We start from the raw sequence: 15,774 nt of genomic DNA, 5'->3' as shown, positions 1-15,774 counted from the left end.
ATCCCTTCAGTACATGAGGGTTACATGAAATCGAGCACGAAGGCCGCAATGGTCAGGCCGAACACGAGTGTCCCGATCAACCTGAATACGAGTGGTAACCACCGAACCCACCCTGGCGGAGTGCGCCGCTGCAGCCGGTATTCATCCGGGTTGGGGCGGTGGGTGATACCGGTCACCTGGCTCAGCTGTTCCAGCAGCTGTTCAGCCTCCGTCTGACCCTGAATCCCATCCCCCAGCCGTACCCGCATGCCATCCTTGAGATAAGCATCGATGGCATATTCCAGCTCGGAATCGACACCCTGCCCCACGCGACCCACAATACGCTCAGCCATTCCGGCTATCTGTTCAACGGAAATTGAACGCTGTTTCGACAACCCCATGAACCGTCGTGTTGTCACCAGCTCTCGAGCGTTCGCCAGCAACCGCAGCCGGTTGCAGCGCATATAGATCCCGACCAGCAGCAGGCCGGGACTGAACAGGCCAAAACCCAGCAGAATCATCCCCTGCACCATCAGCGCAAAGTAGCTGATGCGCTCGGAGCTCAGTTCATCCACTACGTTATAGCCCATAAAAACGGCGACGCCGGTAAACACTAGCCCCACCAACATCAGAATCCAGGCTGCCTTACCACTGCGACCGGCTGGAAAGTCGATACTGATCCCCTCGGCCGACTCCGGCACCTGCTCCCAGGAGCGCACCGGCTCACTGGCGGCCTCCTGTGCTTGTTGCCTTTCCTGCTCACTGAAGTGGTAATTGGAGCGTTGCTGACGGGCATTCTGGCTGACTGGCACGGGAAAAACCGCATCAAACCCACTCTCGGCCTCTTCCACGCGGATCGCCCACCAGACCTTGCGCTTGCCTTCCGTAAAGCTGGTCGCCGGCTGCTCAGGCGACAGCCGGACGCAAAACTCGACCCGGGTACCCTTGATCGACCTCAGCGACCGGGTCACCGCTGGCGCCTGCCAGAGCAGCTCATCTCGTACACTGGCATTCTTGCCTTTGGTAATGACGCGGCGCATGCAGTTGAGGGTAACCCGAACCGGGGCATTGGCTGGCAGATGCAGCGGAATAATCAGGCTGCCGCCCAGCTCGCCATCCGGCGCAGCCGGTACCGGATCCAATGTCAGTACCAGCCCGCGCTGCCGACGCCAGCGCGCAAACTCCCGGGCCACACCGGGCAAACCCAGCAGGCCGAGCAGCAACATCGCCGGCAACATCAACAGCGGGTCGAAACGGCTGAATTCCGAAGCCCAGAGTCGGTACAACGACGACTCGACTTCGTTCTGATTGACCAGAATGAGCGCGACTACCACCCCGAGGTAGATCAGCAGTGCAGCCAGCGCCGAATAAAAACGGAGATTAACGTGTTCCGGTCGGCTTTGTCCTTTTTGCCAGTCCTGGTTGACCGGCCAGTCTGCTTCCAGCATGACAGTTCTATCCTGTTCTTTTCTCGTCCTGTTTAATCATGCAGTACAAACAATCGTGCAGAAAAAAACCGCTGCAATGCAGCGGTTTTGAAATGTCTTAGTCCTTGTTGGCTGAAGTGCTGGCTGCCGTCAGTAATCCGTCCTGCCGGAACATCGACTTGATACCCCGGACCGCCTGTCGAATGCGGTCCTTGTTTTCGATCAGCGCGAAGCGGACATAATCGTCACCGTAGTCACCGAAACCTATCCCGGGCGATACGCACACCTTGGCATCGGCCAACAGCTTCTTGGAGAACTCCAGCGAGCCCATATCACGGTATTCATCAGGAATTTTCGCCCAGACATACATTGATGCCTTGGGGTTGTCGACCATCCAGCCGGCTTCATGCAACCCTTTCACCAGTACATTGCGGCGCTGGCGGTACTGTTCGGCGATGTCGCGCACACACTGCTGATCCCCTTCCAGCGCTGCAATTGCCGCAACCTGCAGCGGCGTAAAGGTGCCGTAGTCGTGGTAGCTCTTGATCCGCGCCAGGGCATGCACCAGCTCCTTGTTGCCGACCATGAAACCGATACGCCAGCCCGCCATGTTGTAGCTCTTGGACAAGGTGAAGAACTCCACCGCCACGTCCTTGGCGCCCGGCACTTGCATGATCGAGGGAGCGGTCCAGCCGTCATAGACGATATCGGCATAAGCCAGGTCATGAACGACAATGATGTCATGCTCCTTGGCCAGCGCGACCACGCGCTCGAAGAAGTCCAGCTCGACGCACTGCGCCGTGGGGTTGGACGGGAAGCCGAGAATCATCATCTTCGGCTTGGGGATCGACTCGCGAATCGCCCGCTCCAGCTCGACGAAGAAATCGACGCCGGGCACCAGCGGCACCGAACGTACCTGGGCACCGGCAATCACCGCCCCGTAGATATGGATCGGATAGCTCGGGTTGGGTACCAGCACCGTATCACCGTGATCCAGGGTGGCCAGCATCAAGTGTGCCAGGCCTTCCTTGGAGCCGATGGTCACGATCGCTTCATCTTCCGGATCGATCTCCACCTGGTAGCGATCTTCATACCAGCGCGAAATGGCTCGACGCAGACGTGGAATGCCGCGCGATGTTGAGTAACCGTGGGTATCGTCACGCTGGGCCACGGTGCACAGTTTTTCAACGATATGCGGCGGCGTGGCGCCGTCCGGATTACCCATGCTGAAGTCGATGATGTCTTCGCCACGACGGCGGGCGGCCATCTTCAGCTCTGCGGTGATGTTGAATACGTAAGGCGGAAGACGATCAATACGGGAGAAGTGGCGTACGGGTCGCACACCGGATTTGTCTGTCATGTAAACCTCGATAAAACGTCAGCGCCCGGAACCGTCCGAGCGACGCCGGCCATGTCCTCATGGCCGTGTATCGAGCCTAACTGCAAACCGCGGATCGCGCCAGTATCAGCAGGCGTCTTTTTGTACCAATCTCTGTTTCACGAAACCGCCCTTGAACGGGCTGTAGCTATACTGATCAGACACCATGGCAACTCAATACTGTGCGGTCCCGGTTGACCAGGCCGGGATATTACATGAATATCACCTAATATTCATAACACGCACTCGTCCCAAGGAGCGGCACCCATGACCCTGCTGCGTACCCTGCCCCTGCTACTCTCCCTGCTGGTATCGCCCCTGATGGCAGCCGAAACATCCAACGCCTCAAGCCTTGTCGTGCAGCGACAAGCACTGGAAGAACACCTGCTGCTGGACGGCATCATCGAAGCGGTGCAAAAGAGCACCGTGTCGGCGCAAACCAGCGGCCGTGTCACCGCCCTGCCTTTCGACGTGGACGACTCCGTCCCGGCCGGCGCACTGATCGTGCAACTGGATGACAGCGAGCAACAGGCGCGCTTCAGTCAGGCACAGGCAGGCCTAGCAGAAGCCCGGGCAGGCCTGACGGATGCGCGTCAGCAGTTCAGCCGCACCCAGTCGCTGCATGAGCGCAAACTGGTGGCCAACCAGGCGCTGGACCAGGCTCGCAACCAGCTCAATGCCGCTCAGGCGCGCCTGGCCCGTGCCGAAGCGGGGCTGGCCGAGGCACAGAAGCAGCTCGATTACACCCGTATCACCGCGCCCTATGGCGGCATTTTGATCGAACGCCATGTGGAGCTGGGCGAGAGTGTCAATCCCGGCCAGCCGCTGCTGACCGGTCTGTCACTGGAACACCTGCGTGTGGTGGTGGATCTGCCGCAACAGTATGCCGGGCTGGCCCGTGAGCAGCGCCGTGCGCGGGTGACCCTGCCCGATGGCAGCGAACTGGAAACCGGCGAGATGACTTTTTACCCCTATGCCGACCCGGCCACCCATACCTTCCGCCTGCGCATGCCGCTGACCGAACCAGACGGCAAGCTCTACCCGGGCATGCTGGTCAAGGTCAGCGTCCCGGTGGAAACGCGCGAGGCACTGTGGATTCCCGCTGACGCCATCCTCCACCGCAGTGAGCTGCGGGCCGTCTTCGTACTGGATGGTCAGGGCCAGCCCCGCCTGCGCCAGATCCGCACCGGTATCCGCAACGGTGAACAGGTTGAAGTACTCGCAGGCCTGCAGGCGGGTGAGCGCATCGTTGCCCGGCCGCTCACCCTCAGCGGTGCCGCAGCCCTGACTCCGACCGAGGAGACCGCCCAGTGAGCCAGCCCTTGCCACCGGTCGGCCCGTCCGGCGCGATTGCCCGCGTATTTCAGGATTCCAAACTCACCCCGCTGCTGACCCTGATCGCCATCCTGCTCGGCGTTCTGGTACTGGTGTTCACGCCCAAGGAGGAGGAGCCGCAGATCGACGTGACCCTGGCCGATATCATCGTGGCACTGCCCGGCGCCAGCGTCACTGAGGTGGAGAGCGTCATCGCCACCCCCGCAGAACAGGTGATGAGCGAGATCGAAGGGGTTAAACACGTTTATTCCGTGTCCCGTCAGGGGATGGCGGTGATCACGGTCCAGTTCAAGGTCGGCGTGACCCGCCAGGAGGCACTGGTACGCCTGTATAACCAGGTCTACTCCAACCAGGACTGGTTGCCCGCCGACTTGGGTGCGACCCAGCCGTTGATCAAGCCGCGCAGTATCGATGACGTGCCGATCATGTCGCTGACTCTGTACGACCCTCAGCAGCGCTACGCTGGCACCGAGTTGACCCACATGGCCCACATGCTGGAAGTGGCGCTCAAGCGCATTCCCGGCACCCGTGACATCTACACCGTTGGCGGCGTGCCGGACCGTGTCGATATCCACTTCGACCCGGCGCTGCTGGCCGGCTACAGTCTGACACTGGACGATATCGGCATGGCCCTGCAGGCCGCCAACAGCAGTTCCCAGGGCCTGAGAACCACCCGTGACGGCCTGTCCATACCGGTGCAGGCCGGCCAGCTGCTGGAGCAGATCGATGACGTGCGCAACCTGGTCGTGGGTATGCATCAGGGGGCCGCCGTCTTCATGCGTGATATCGCCGAGATCAGCCGTGGCGAAACGGTACCGGACCGGAGCGTCATGCTCGGCTTCGGCCCCGGCAAGGCCGTTCATCGCTCAGGAGAGGTGGGCCAGATCTACCCGGCGGTCACGCTGGCCATTGCTAAGCAGCCGGGCCAGAACGCCATCAATATCACCACCGCCATCGAGGAACGGCTGGAGCTGTTGCGCAACCGCGCTCTGCCGCAAGGGGTGGAGCTGGTGATCACGCGCAACTACGGCGAGACGGCCTCGGCCAAGGCGAAAAATCTGATCTCTGACCTGATCTCGGCCACCGTCTGCGTGGTGCTGCTGGTACTGGCCGCCATGGGCTGGCGTCAGGCGACCATCGTCGGCATCGCCGTGCTCGTGACCCTGTTGCTGACGCTGGTATTTTCCTGGGCCTGGGGCTTTACCCTGAACCGGGTGTCACTGTTTGCGCTGATCTTCTCCATCGGCATTCTGGTCGATGACGGCATCGTCATTACCGAGAACATCAACCGCCGCATCCAGAACTCCACCCACCGCATCCGCGACATCATTCCGGTGGCCGTAGACGAGGTGGGCACACCCACCATCATGGCCAGCCTGACCATCATGGCGGCCCTGCTGCCGATGGCCTTCGTCACCGGCCTGATGGGGCCCTACATGAGTCCCATCCCGATCAACGCCTCCGCCGGCATGGTGCTGTCGCAGATCGTGGCCTTCGTGGTCGCCCCCTGGCTGGCCATGCGGCTTTTAACCTCGCGCACAAAGGATGTACAGGAAACCGGCAGTTCCGCCGATGGCGTCAGCCCGCTGTCGCTCAGGATTTTCCGTTTCGTACTGACGCCCTTCCTCGGTAACCACGGCTGGCGACGCCGCTTGCTCAGTCTGGGTGTCATCGGCCTGATGCTGCTGTCGATGGTCCTGCCTGTGTACCAGTATGTGATCCTCAAGATGCTGCCGTTCGATAACAAGTCCGAACTGCAAGTCGTGGTCGACATGCCGGAATCGACACCGATGGAAGAGACCCAGCGCCTGCTGCTGGCGCTGGGGGCCTACCTGGAAACCGTGCCCGAAGTGGCCAACTGGCAAAGCTACGCCGGCACCGCCTCGCCGATCAACTTCAACGGTCTGGTGCGCCAGTACTACCTGCGCGGCGATCCCTGGCACGGCGATCTGCAGATCAACCTGGTCGCCGACATCAACCGCGAACAGCAATCCCACGACATTGCCTCCTCGCTGCGCGCCCCGCTGCAGGTGATCTCCGAACCCTTTGACGCCTCGGTGAAGATCGTCGAGATCCCGCCGGGGCCACCGGTACTGTCGCCGCTGGTAGCCGAGATCTACGCCGCTGACGAACCACGCCGCACGGCCCTGGCCCAGCAGGTCGCGGCGCAGATGCAGCAGGTCGAAGGACTGGTCGATATCGACACCACGCTGGAAGCGCCTGTCGAGCAGTGGCAAGTTGTCGTCGACCGCGCGCGTGCCGCCCGTTACGGCGTCGCCCAGGGGCAGGTGGTACAGGCACTGCAGACCGCACTGGGAGGCCGTACCCAGAGTTACCTGCATGACGAACACGCCAAGTACCCGGTACCGATTCGGATAATCCTTTCTGAAGGAGACAAGGCACAGGCCTCAGCCCTGCTGTCGTTGCAGGTTCGCAACCGCGAGGGGCAGCTGATCCCGCTGGCCAGCATCGCCCGGATCGAACCGAGCGACTGGCCCGGCGCGCGCTACCACAAGGATCTGCTGCCGGTGACCTATGTCACCGCCGATATGGCCGGCGCCATCGACTCACCGCTGTACGGCATGTTCGCCATGGTCAACCGGCTGGACCAGCTGGCAGGTGCCCCGGAGCAGTTCTTCATTCAGCAGCCGCCACTGCCGGAACTGGGCACGCTGAAGTGGGATGGCGAATGGCAGATAACCTATGACACCTTTCGCGATATGGGCATGGCCTACAGCGTCGGCGTGTTCATGATTTTCCTGCTGCTGGTCGCGCAGTTCCGCTCCTACGTGCTGCCACTGATGATCATGGCCCCCATTCCGCTGACCCTGATCGGCATCCTGCCGGGCCACGCTATGCTGGGACGGGAGTTCACTGCCACCAGCATGATCGGCATGATTGCGCTGGCGGGGATCATTGTGCGCAACTCCATCCTGCTGGTGGTATTTATCCGTCAACTGCTGGACGAAGGCACTGCACTGGAAGATGCCGTCGTGCTGGCCGGTGCGGTCAGGATCAAGCCAATTGCACTGACCGCCATTTCGGCCATGGTGGGTGCCTACTTCATCCTTAACGATCCGATTTTCAACGGGCTGGCTATCTCGCTGGTGTTCGGCCTGGCGATGTCGACCCTGCTGACCATCATCGTGGTACCGCTGCTGTACTACACCCTGGCACGGTGCCGCTGGCTGTAGGTACTAATGAGTTTGTGCGGATGGCTTTCTAACCGAAGCTGATGACTTTGAAGATAGCGCTGATGGCTCTTTAGTTTGCGCTGATGGCTCTTTAGTTTGAGCTGATGGCTCTTCAGTTTTTGCTGAAGGCTCTGCCACAGCGCTGATTGACCACAGGCCCTCAGCCGCTAAGATGAGAGCTTGCTGCTTTCAGGGAATACGAGGATGAAACAGGCTATTGCCATTCGCCACCTGGCGTTTGAAGATCTGGGACTCTTGCAGCCTCTGCTGCAGGATCAGGGCTATGCAATTCGCTATCTGGATGCCGGCGTCGATCCGATCACACCTGAGCTGAATCAAGCCGACCTGCTCATCATTCTGGGCGGCCCGATCAGCGCCAATGATCAGGCGCTTTACCCCTTTCTGGTCGATGAACTGGCTCTGCTGCGCCAGCGGCTTGAGCAAAAGCGCCCCACCCTTGGCATCTGCCTGGGAGCCCAACTGATGGCACTGGCGCTGGGTGCAGAAGTGACGGCCATGGCCGGCAAGGAGATCGGCTATGGCTCTCTGTCCTTGACCGACGCAGGCCAGAACAGCCCGCTGGCTGCCCTGACTGAGACCGCCACCGTGCTGCACTGGCATGGCGAGCAATTCAGCCAGCCTGAAGGCGCACTCAGCCTGGCGCATACCGAGCTGTGCAACTGTCAGGCCTTTGCAGTCGGTAGCCACGCACTGGGTCTGCAGTTTCACCTCGAAGCGGATCCTTCACGGCTGGAGCAATGGCTGATCGGCCACTGTTGTGAGCTGTCACAAAACGGCCTCTCCCCCGCAATCATTCGCAACCAGCAAGACCGGTTCGGCGCAGAGGTTGCACGGGTCGGCCAGCAGGTGTTCCACCAGTGGCTGAAGGATCTGGATAATCCAGCCTGATATCCCGTCTCGATGACCCAACAGAATAACGAAGGCACCCCCATGGATACCCGTACTCAAGACAAGCTGTACTTTGACGATCTGAAGCCCGGCATGCGTTTCACCACCGACAGGCTCACGGTCAGTGCCGAGGAGATCAAGGCCTTTGCCGACCAGTTTGATCCCCAGCCGTTTCATCTGGATGAGGCCGCCGCCGAGCAAAGCCTGTTTGGCGGACTGGCCGCCAGCGGCTGGCACACAGCATCGCTGACCATGCGCTTGATGGTGACCAGCGGCATTCCGCTTGCCAACGGTTCCATTGGCGCGGGTGTTGAACTCAACTGGCCCAACCCGACCCGCCCCGGTGATGAGCTGCATGTGGTCATGGAGATACAGGAAATGATCCCGTCACGCTCAAAGCCCGACCGTGGCATCGTGGTGGTACGTAACGAAACACGTAATCAGCATGACCAGGTGCTTCAGGTGATGACCGCCAAAATGGTCGCGTTCCGACGTCCGGCCTGAGCCTCACATAACAACCGGGACCTGATATGAAAGCCGTTTTCCTCGATACCCAAAGTCTGGATGACCTGGACCTCTCCCCTATCGCCGACTGCGTGGATGAGTTGGTGTGCTACCCGACCACGGCGCCGGAGCAGGTTGCCGGGCGTATCGCCGGCTTCGAGCTGGTGATCACCAACAAGGTCGTGCTGGATGCCGAACGGATCCACGCCACCGAGGCACTGAAACTGATCTGCGTCGTCGCCACCGGCGTCAACAATATCGACCTGGATGCGGCTACGGCCAAGGGCATCGTGGTCTGCAACTCCCAGGGGTATGGCGTACATTCAGTGGCTCAGCATGTCCTGGGCCTGATGCTGGCGCTGCACACCCGGCTGCTGGACTATGATCGTGCCATCAAGAACGGAGACTGGAACCGCTCCAGCCAGTTCTGCCTGCTGGATTACCCGATTCTGGAACTCAACGGTCGCACCCTGGGTATTATCGGTTACGGCGCTTTGGGTCATGAGGTCGCACGACTGGCGCGCTGTTTCGGCATGCAGGTATTAATTGCCGCGCGTCCGGGCAGCAGCGATATTCCTGCCGATCGGGTTGCCATTGAGGAACTGCTGGAGCAGGCAGATGTGGTCAGCCTGCACTGCCCGCTGACCGAACAGACGCGTGACCTGATCGACGCTCAGGCGCTGGCACGGATGAAACCGGGCAGTTTCCTGATCAACGCCGCGCGGGGCGGCATCGTCAACGAAACAGCTCTGAAGGATGCACTGTGCAGCGGTCATCTTGGTGGCGCCGCCACCGACGTGCTCACTGAGGAACCGCCGCGCACCGGCAATATTTTGCTGGACCCGGCCATTCCGAACCTGATCATCACGCCGCACTCTGCCTGGGGCAGTATCCAGGCGAGGCAGACCATCATCAATCAGACCGTCGAGAATATCCACGCCTTCCTGCAAGGCGCCTGCCTGCGCCGCGTCAACTGACCCTCCAGTCAGCGCCCTGCTGCTATACCACTTCGGCAGCGGGGTACTGCTGGCGCCATTGCTCCAACCAGGCTGGCAGATCGGACGCCGGCATCGGCCGGGCAATGGCAAACCCCTGCCCCAGCTCACACCCCAGTGCCAACAGTTCGCGGCTGTGCTGTTCGGTTTCCACACCCTCGGCGATCACCTGGCGCCGGAACGCCCCGGCCAGTTGGATGACACCGGTCAGAATCGCCAGATCATCGGGATCCACCAGCATGTCGCGCACGAAGCTGCGGTCGATCTTGAGCAGCTGTGCCGGCAAGCGTTTCAGATAAGTCAGCGAGGAGTACCCCGTACCAAAATCGTCCAATGCGAAGCCAACACCCAACTCGGCACACGCCTGGATAATTCTGGACACCTGATCCACATCCTCAAGTGCAGTGGTTTCCAGAATTTCCAGCTCCAGGTCTCCCGGCCTGATATCAGGCCGCTGACTCAACAGGCCGGACAGGCTTTGGATGAAATTGGGTTGCTGCAGGTGGATTGCATCAATGTTGACGCTGACAGGAATCACCATGCCCATGTTCCGCCAGGACAGCACCTGGTCCAGCGCTTTGCGCAGTACCCAGTTGCCGACCTCAACCGCCAGAGGCTGATTTTCGATAACCGGCAAAAAAGCGGATGGCGGTAACAGGCCACGCTGCGGATGCTGCCAACGAATCAGCGCTTCACAGCCAACCAGCTCACCGGTACGCATGTTGACCTTGGGCTGATAGTAGAGGACCAGCTCGTCCTCCTGTATAGCCGTGCGCATACGAGCCAGACTATCGTGCTGGTTGCGTAATGCCCGATCCCGCTCGACATCGAACATCTGATAACGATTTTTACCTGCCTGCTTGGCCTGATACATCGCATGGTCAGCCTGCCGCAGCAGCTGGTCAGCATCCAGGTTGTCATGCTGCGGATAGAAAGCAACACCAATACTGGCCGATACTCTTAGTTCCGCACCATCGATCACGGCCGGTTCAGCAACCGTTTCAAGCAGTCGTCGAATCACGGGAAGGCTGGCTTCTGTCTGTTCAAGGTCAACCAGCACCGCGACAAACTCATCCCCACCCAAGCGAGCCAGTGTATCCTCCTGTCGGACCACCTGCTTCATACGCTGAGTCAGACTCACCAGGAGTTGGTCACCAACCGCGTGGCTGTAGGTGTCGTTCACGGCCTTGAAACCGTCAAGGTCGATGAACAATGTCGCAATATTGGTTTGCCGGCGCGCCGCCTGGGCCATCGCCTGCTGCAGGCGGTCCGCAAGCAACGTGCGGTTGGGCAACCCTGTCAGCGCATCAAAGTGAGCAATACGCTCCAGCTGGCGCTGATGATGCTTGAGTGTCGTAATATCCGACATCAGGGAAACATAGCCTTGCAGCTGTCCCCACTCGTTGTGAAAGGCATTGATCTTCTGCAGTACAGCGTAGCGCTCTCCCTCAGGGTGAAGGTTCCAGGCCTCACCTTTCCAGAAGCCATAATGTTGCAGCTGCTGCCACTGTTTTTCCGAGAAATCGGCCCCGTTTTGAAACACACCCATAAAGGACAGTGGCTGCCCCAGCGCATCCTCGCGGGTGTAACCGGTTGTGCGGGTGAAGGCTGCGTTTACCGAGACAATGCGCCCATTCGCATCCGTAATCATGATGCTTTCATCGGCATTATCGAACACGCTGGCCGACAATCGCAGCTGACTTTCCGCCTGCTGTCGCTGCCGCAGGTTGGCCAGCAGGTTGGCAAACAGCGCCAGCAGATCAACCGTTTGTTCCGTAAACAGCTCCGCCTGTCGGTGTGAAACCACACCAACAAACCCTATGCACTCGCCATTATTCATCAGCGGTTGATCGACCAGAGACTTAACCCCTTTGAGTCGCAGGATCTCGGCAATATAGGGCTCCTCTACTTGATCGATATCCGTAATAACGACCGCTTCACCCCTGTTATGCTTTTCCACCCAACCTGACAACCTGTCCAGCGGCAGATTCTGCATCCTGTTTCGAGTGTGGGGGGTGCCTTCGCGACACCACTCATGGGTCATGGAAACCTGGCCCGCGGCAAAGTCATAGGCAAAGAGACTGCAACTGTCTGAATCAATGAATCGACCAATCTCCTGCAAGGCATCCCGGATCGCCTGATCCCCTTCCGACAGGCTGAGATTGATAAAACGGTTGGCAAATTTCAGCACTATCTGTCGATAGCTATCGATCGATTCGATACGTTGTTCTGCCGCGGTTCTCTCCATCTCGGCACTGACCCGTTCGACAAAGACATTCAGCAGCTCCCGGGCCAGCTCCTGCTGAAGCAGCGGCTTACAACCAAGCCCCACCAGAATCCCCATGGGCTGCTGCTGTTTATCCAGCAACGAGCTGCCGATATAAGACTCAATGCCCTTTTCAACCAGTAGCCTGTCCTGCGGGTACGCCACTGTCACACCAGACTCATAAACCGAATGGAACGACTTCATGACATTGCTGCATGGCGTGCCCTCAAGGCTATAGCGAAACGGCTCCGCCTCGCCCTCGGGAGTGCAGCAAACAACGATATCGACCGCTTCCCCTTTGCCGGCCAGCTTGCCGACAAACACATAATCCAGCCCCAGGGCGTCCCGCAAATATCGACAGACAGCACGATAGAAGTCCTTACCGGAGAGCAAGGCATATTCGGTCGCGAGTAACGACAACGCTGACTGAACCAGGTACTGCCGTGTTACATCCTGCACGGTACCCACGGTGATGACATCACTGCAGTCTTCGGACAGACGGCTTTCACCTTTAACGTGGACATACTTGACCCGTCCATCAGGCATCAACAAGCGATGATCAAGCTCGTAAGCCGTACCCTGCGCAACAGCTTCGCGATAGCACTGGGTCACCAGTTCCAGATCATCAGGGTGAACGCGCTGGGCAATGCTGGCTGCTGACTGTTCGGGACGGTCGTTTTCCAGTTCAAGAATCTGCAGCATTTCGCTGGAGCACGAAAACACCTCCGCCTGGTGATCAATCTGCCAACTGCCGATGCGAGCAATGCGCTGTGCTTCTTCAAGCTGGAAACGACTGGCTTCCAACGCATGCTTGGCAGACCTGTTATGTTTTTCCAGCTCACGCCGGCGACGGATATTGCCTATCAGCAGCGTGATCACCAGCGCCTGGGCAAAAAGCGCTCCCGTAAACGTCCAAAGCTGCCACCGGCGCCCACCTTCAATCTGGCTGATCTGCTCATCGACCATCTGTTCCAGCTTATGCTGGTAGTGCCAAAGATCGGCCTCCTGATGTCGCCCAGGTGTAATGTCGCTGATGATAGAAAACAGCAGGGTTCTGCCTTTAAAGGTGTAGGGCCTGGAATGTACCTCAACCGTACGCACCTCATCGTTGGCCAAACGGTGTCTGAAAATAAAGTAGTTACGCCCTTCCGACTTGGCCAAATCCCGCTCGGCGGCAACCTGATCCGCCGTAAAGGTGTTGATCTGCTGGATTCCCATGCCGGTAAGCTGCTGGTCGCTGTAACCATAAAAGCGTGTCGCCGCCCCGTTAGCGGCCACAATGCGGCCGCTTTCAGGCTCGATCAGTAGCATGGGAATATTGGAGCCGGTGAATACCTGCTCGAAGCCGGGCCCCTGGGCAAGCGCGTCTTCAGCCAGCACAACCCCGCTAACGCCCAGTGTCATCAGCAGCGATAACACCAGCACCATGGCAACCTGGGCACGGTTATGGAAAAGACTGAGCGCAGAGGAGATCAAGCGGAAGGCTCCAACAGCTGTTTTATATTGAACACACGCTACAGAATATCACTGGCGTGAACAAGAACAGCAGACTGTCGCAGCCCTAATACAATTACAGACTTGACCAGCATCATGCTAGTTCCGGATGCACTGCAGCTCCGGAGTCTGGTAGCCCCAACGAATCAACGCCTCCCCCTGGTGCTCCCAAAGGCTTTCATTGCGGCCCTGATACTTTGCACCGCTGGCAGCGGGCTGACGGTACATCAGCGAAACGCTGTCGCCGCGTTCCACAATCGCCGTTTCAGGCTCGGTCTGAAAGAAGGTGGCAACAAACTCGTTCGCGGGGTTGTTGTTGCAAATAAAACGAACCGCCTCCGAGTGTTCCACAAGACGATACTGGGCCTGCAATGCCACAATGCGCGAACGGTAGGCGGTATCCATACACTGCGCGGAATCGCTCGCTTTCCAGCATTCGTCCCGCCCCTTGATCCAGCCACGCTGCTCTGCCTTCAACGCTGGACGGTAATGGCTGCCGCTGGCCTGGAGTGCCTGCTGGTACACCTGACTCAGTTTGCGATCCAGCGCGGCCAATCCGGAATCAGCGCAGACCCGCTTTTCCGCTGCGGACAGGTCAGCGCCATCACAGTTGAATGAGGGCCCCCTGAGATGCCTGCCGCTGCTGCAGTCGCTGCTCAATGTAACCACACCACTCAGCGCTTGCCGGGTCTGGCACACTGAGATCATCACGTACACCGAGCCTGAATTCGACCACCGACTTCCACTCGGCAGAGCCGAGATCAGGCCCGTGGCCCTGACCATCACCAGTGCCCAGGCGCTGCTCCACGGAGCCATACCAGGCCTCATCACAGGCAACAGACTGCTCTTCCGGTTGCAGGGGGGCAGTGGCAACACAGCCCAGGGTAGAGGCTACGGCCAGTGACAGGGTTAACCAGCGAAACATGTGAAGCTCCTTGTCATAAATGTACATGCAGACAGACAGGCCCTCTGTTTAACACGCCCATAGAGAATCTGATAGTGATAACGAAAAAAGCCCCATCGGCCAAAGCCGATGGGGCAAAGGATATCCCAGGCAAAGGGAATCGAGGCTTAAGAGGTAATTCGCTCAGCCACCTGGTCGACGATATGGGCGCCAATCGGAATGGCCGAAGTCGCCGCCGGAGACGGCGCGTTGCACACCACCAGCGCGCGCTCGGTATTGACGAACAGGAAGTCATCGACCAGAGAGCCGTCCTTCGCGACCGCCTGTGCACGCACACCGGCCGGATAGGGGGTGAGATCCTCAAGCGTCAATTGAGGACAGTACTTGCGTACCTGCTCCAGATAACCACGACGGAAAATACTGTTTTTCATCTCCATCAGGCCCGGCTTGAGATTACGCGCCAGCATCTTCAGCAGGCCCGGGTAGGTCAGCATCTCGGCCATATCCCTGAGGCTGATATCGGTCTTGCGATACCCCTCACGCTTGAATGCCAGCACGGCGTTAGGACCAACGGTAACCGTACCATCAATCATCCGGGTCAGATGCACGCCAAGGAACGGCAGGTCAGGATCAGGGATCGGGTAGATCAGGTGGTTCACAATGTGGTTATGCTCAGGCGGCAGCAGGAAGTATTCACCCCGGAAAGGAATGATCTTGAAGTCTGGCTTCTGACCCAGCATACGTACCACTCGATCTGACATCAGACCGGCACAGGACACCAGGAAGTTGCCGGAAAACAGCTCCAACTCGGTTTCCACTTCCACCCGATCTGTCAGTTCACGGATGCGCCGCACCTCGGCGTTGTAACGCACCTCACCACCCTCAGCCGCCACCAGTTCAGCCATCTTCTCGCAGATACGGGTGTAGCTGACGATGCCGGTCGAGGGCACAAAAATGCCCCCCACACCGGTAATATTGGGTTCACGCGCTTTAAGCTGCTCGGCATCGAGCACCTCGATCGGCAGCTCATTCTCGGCACAGCGGCCGATCAGGCCCTGCATCCGCTCCAGCTCCAGCTCGTTGGTCGCAACCAGCAGCTTGCCGCATTCGTCGAACGGGATGTCGTGTTCGCGACAGAACGCCTTGGTGGCCTCGTTCCCCTCCTTGCAGAAACGCGCTTTCATGCTGCCGGGCTTGTAGTAAACCCCGGCGTGGATCACGCCGGAGTTGTGCCCGGTCTGGTGCTGTGCCGGGCTGCTTTCCTTCTCCAGCACCAGCACACGCTTGCCAGGAAAGCGCTGCTGCAACTGGCGGGCGGTGGACAGGCCCAGAATGCCGCCACCGATAACAATAAAATCAAAGGTACTTTGCATGCTTTGCATCACTCAT

The 15,774-nt window shown here is 59.3% G+C and carries 11 protein-coding genes; 5 read left to right on the top strand and 6 right to left on the bottom strand.

What is annotated here, in order from left to right:
- Nucleotides 1-20: 20 nt before the first annotated feature.
- The gene (locus ABD013_RS02055; protein ID WP_343801519.1) at nt 21-1,427 is read right to left on the bottom strand and encodes a hypothetical protein; all 1,407 of its coding nucleotides are present in this window, start codon (nt 1,425-1,427) and stop codon (nt 21-23) included.
- Between the two features lie 97 nt (nt 1,428-1,524).
- Nucleotides 1,525-2,766: an alanine transaminase gene (gene alaC / locus ABD013_RS02050; protein WP_343801516.1), complete on the bottom strand. Its 1,242-nt coding sequence runs from the start codon at nt 2,764-2,766 to the stop codon at nt 1,525-1,527.
- 285 nt (nt 2,767-3,051) lie between these two features.
- Here alaC and ABD013_RS02045 point away from each other — a divergent pair, with 285 nt between their 5' ends.
- The 5 genes from ABD013_RS02045 (at nt 3,052) to ABD013_RS02025 (ending at nt 9,703) form a co-directional block, all read left to right on the top strand.
- Entirely contained in the window at nt 3,052-4,098 is a 1,047-nt protein-coding gene (locus ABD013_RS02045; protein WP_343801513.1) for an efflux RND transporter periplasmic adaptor subunit, read from the top strand.
- The gene (locus tag ABD013_RS02040) at nt 4,095-7,313 is read left to right on the top strand and encodes an efflux RND transporter permease subunit (protein ID WP_343801510.1); all 3,219 of its coding nucleotides are present in this window, start codon (nt 4,095-4,097) and stop codon (nt 7,311-7,313) included. The genes ABD013_RS02045 and ABD013_RS02040 overlap by 4 nt, the downstream gene beginning before the upstream one ends.
- A gap of 204 nt (nt 7,314-7,517) precedes the next feature.
- On the top strand, nt 7,518-8,222 hold the full coding sequence (locus ABD013_RS02035) for a glutamine amidotransferase (protein ID WP_343801507.1): 705 nt from the start codon (nt 7,518-7,520) through the stop codon (nt 8,220-8,222).
- Nucleotides 8,223-8,234: 12 nt separating this feature from the next.
- Nucleotides 8,235-8,726: a MaoC family dehydratase gene (locus ABD013_RS02030; protein ID WP_343801504.1), complete on the top strand. Its 492-nt coding sequence runs from the start codon at nt 8,235-8,237 to the stop codon at nt 8,724-8,726.
- 26 nt (nt 8,727-8,752) lie between these two features.
- Entirely contained in the window at nt 8,753-9,703 is a 951-nt protein-coding gene (locus ABD013_RS02025; RefSeq protein WP_343801501.1) for a 2-hydroxyacid dehydrogenase, read from the top strand.
- Between the two features lie 22 nt (nt 9,704-9,725).
- On the opposite strand, the gene ABD013_RS02020 is transcribed toward ABD013_RS02025, so the two are convergent.
- The 4 genes from ABD013_RS02020 to lhgO all read right to left on the bottom strand — a co-directional run bounded on the left by ABD013_RS02020 (nt 9,726) and on the right by lhgO (nt 15,758).
- The gene (locus tag ABD013_RS02020; RefSeq protein ID WP_343801498.1) at nt 9,726-13,463 is read right to left on the bottom strand and encodes an EAL domain-containing protein; all 3,738 of its coding nucleotides are present in this window, start codon (nt 13,461-13,463) and stop codon (nt 9,726-9,728) included.
- Nucleotides 13,464-13,580: 117 nt separating this feature from the next.
- Complete coding sequence (locus ABD013_RS02015; protein WP_425543376.1) at nt 13,581-14,036, bottom strand: MliC family protein; 456 nt, start codon at nt 14,034-14,036, stop codon at nt 13,581-13,583.
- Nucleotides 14,037-14,085: 49 nt separating this feature from the next.
- Entirely contained in the window at nt 14,086-14,406 is a 321-nt protein-coding gene (locus ABD013_RS02010; RefSeq protein WP_343801492.1) for a hypothetical protein, read from the bottom strand.
- 146 nt (nt 14,407-14,552) lie between these two features.
- Complete coding sequence (lhgO, locus tag ABD013_RS02005; protein ID WP_343803947.1) at nt 14,553-15,758, bottom strand: L-2-hydroxyglutarate oxidase; 1,206 nt, start codon at nt 15,756-15,758, stop codon at nt 14,553-14,555.
- Between the last annotated feature and the right edge of the window lie 16 nt (nt 15,759-15,774).

The organism is Marinobacterium maritimum (genome assembly GCF_039523155.1).
GTDB lineage: Bacteria > Pseudomonadota > Gammaproteobacteria > Pseudomonadales > Balneatricaceae > Marinobacterium > Marinobacterium maritimum.
This window is presented reverse-complemented; position numbering and strand designations above follow the sequence as displayed.

Excerpts from the sequence above, each read along its gene's own strand:
- lhgO (WP_343803947.1), bottom strand. The coding sequence starts at position 15,758 with ATGCAAAGTACCTTTGATTTTATTGTTATCGGTGGCGGCATTCTGGGC.
- ABD013_RS02045 (WP_343801513.1), top strand. The coding sequence starts at position 3,052 with ATGACCCTGCTGCGTACCCTGCCCCTGCTACTCTCCCTGCTGGTATCG.
- ABD013_RS02010 (WP_343801492.1), bottom strand. The coding sequence starts at position 14,406 with ATGTTTCGCTGGTTAACCCTGTCACTGGCCGTAGCCTCTACCCTGGGC.
- ABD013_RS02055 (WP_343801519.1), bottom strand. The coding sequence starts at position 1,427 with ATGCTGGAAGCAGACTGGCCGGTCAACCAGGACTGGCAAAAAGGACAA.
- ABD013_RS02035 (WP_343801507.1), top strand. The coding sequence starts at position 7,518 with ATGAAACAGGCTATTGCCATTCGCCACCTGGCGTTTGAAGATCTGGGA.
- ABD013_RS02030 (WP_343801504.1), top strand. The coding sequence starts at position 8,235 with ATGACCCAACAGAATAACGAAGGCACCCCCATGGATACCCGTACTCAA.
- ABD013_RS02025 (WP_343801501.1), top strand. The coding sequence starts at position 8,753 with ATGAAAGCCGTTTTCCTCGATACCCAAAGTCTGGATGACCTGGACCTC.
- alaC (WP_343801516.1), bottom strand. The coding sequence starts at position 2,766 with ATGACAGACAAATCCGGTGTGCGACCCGTACGCCACTTCTCCCGTATT.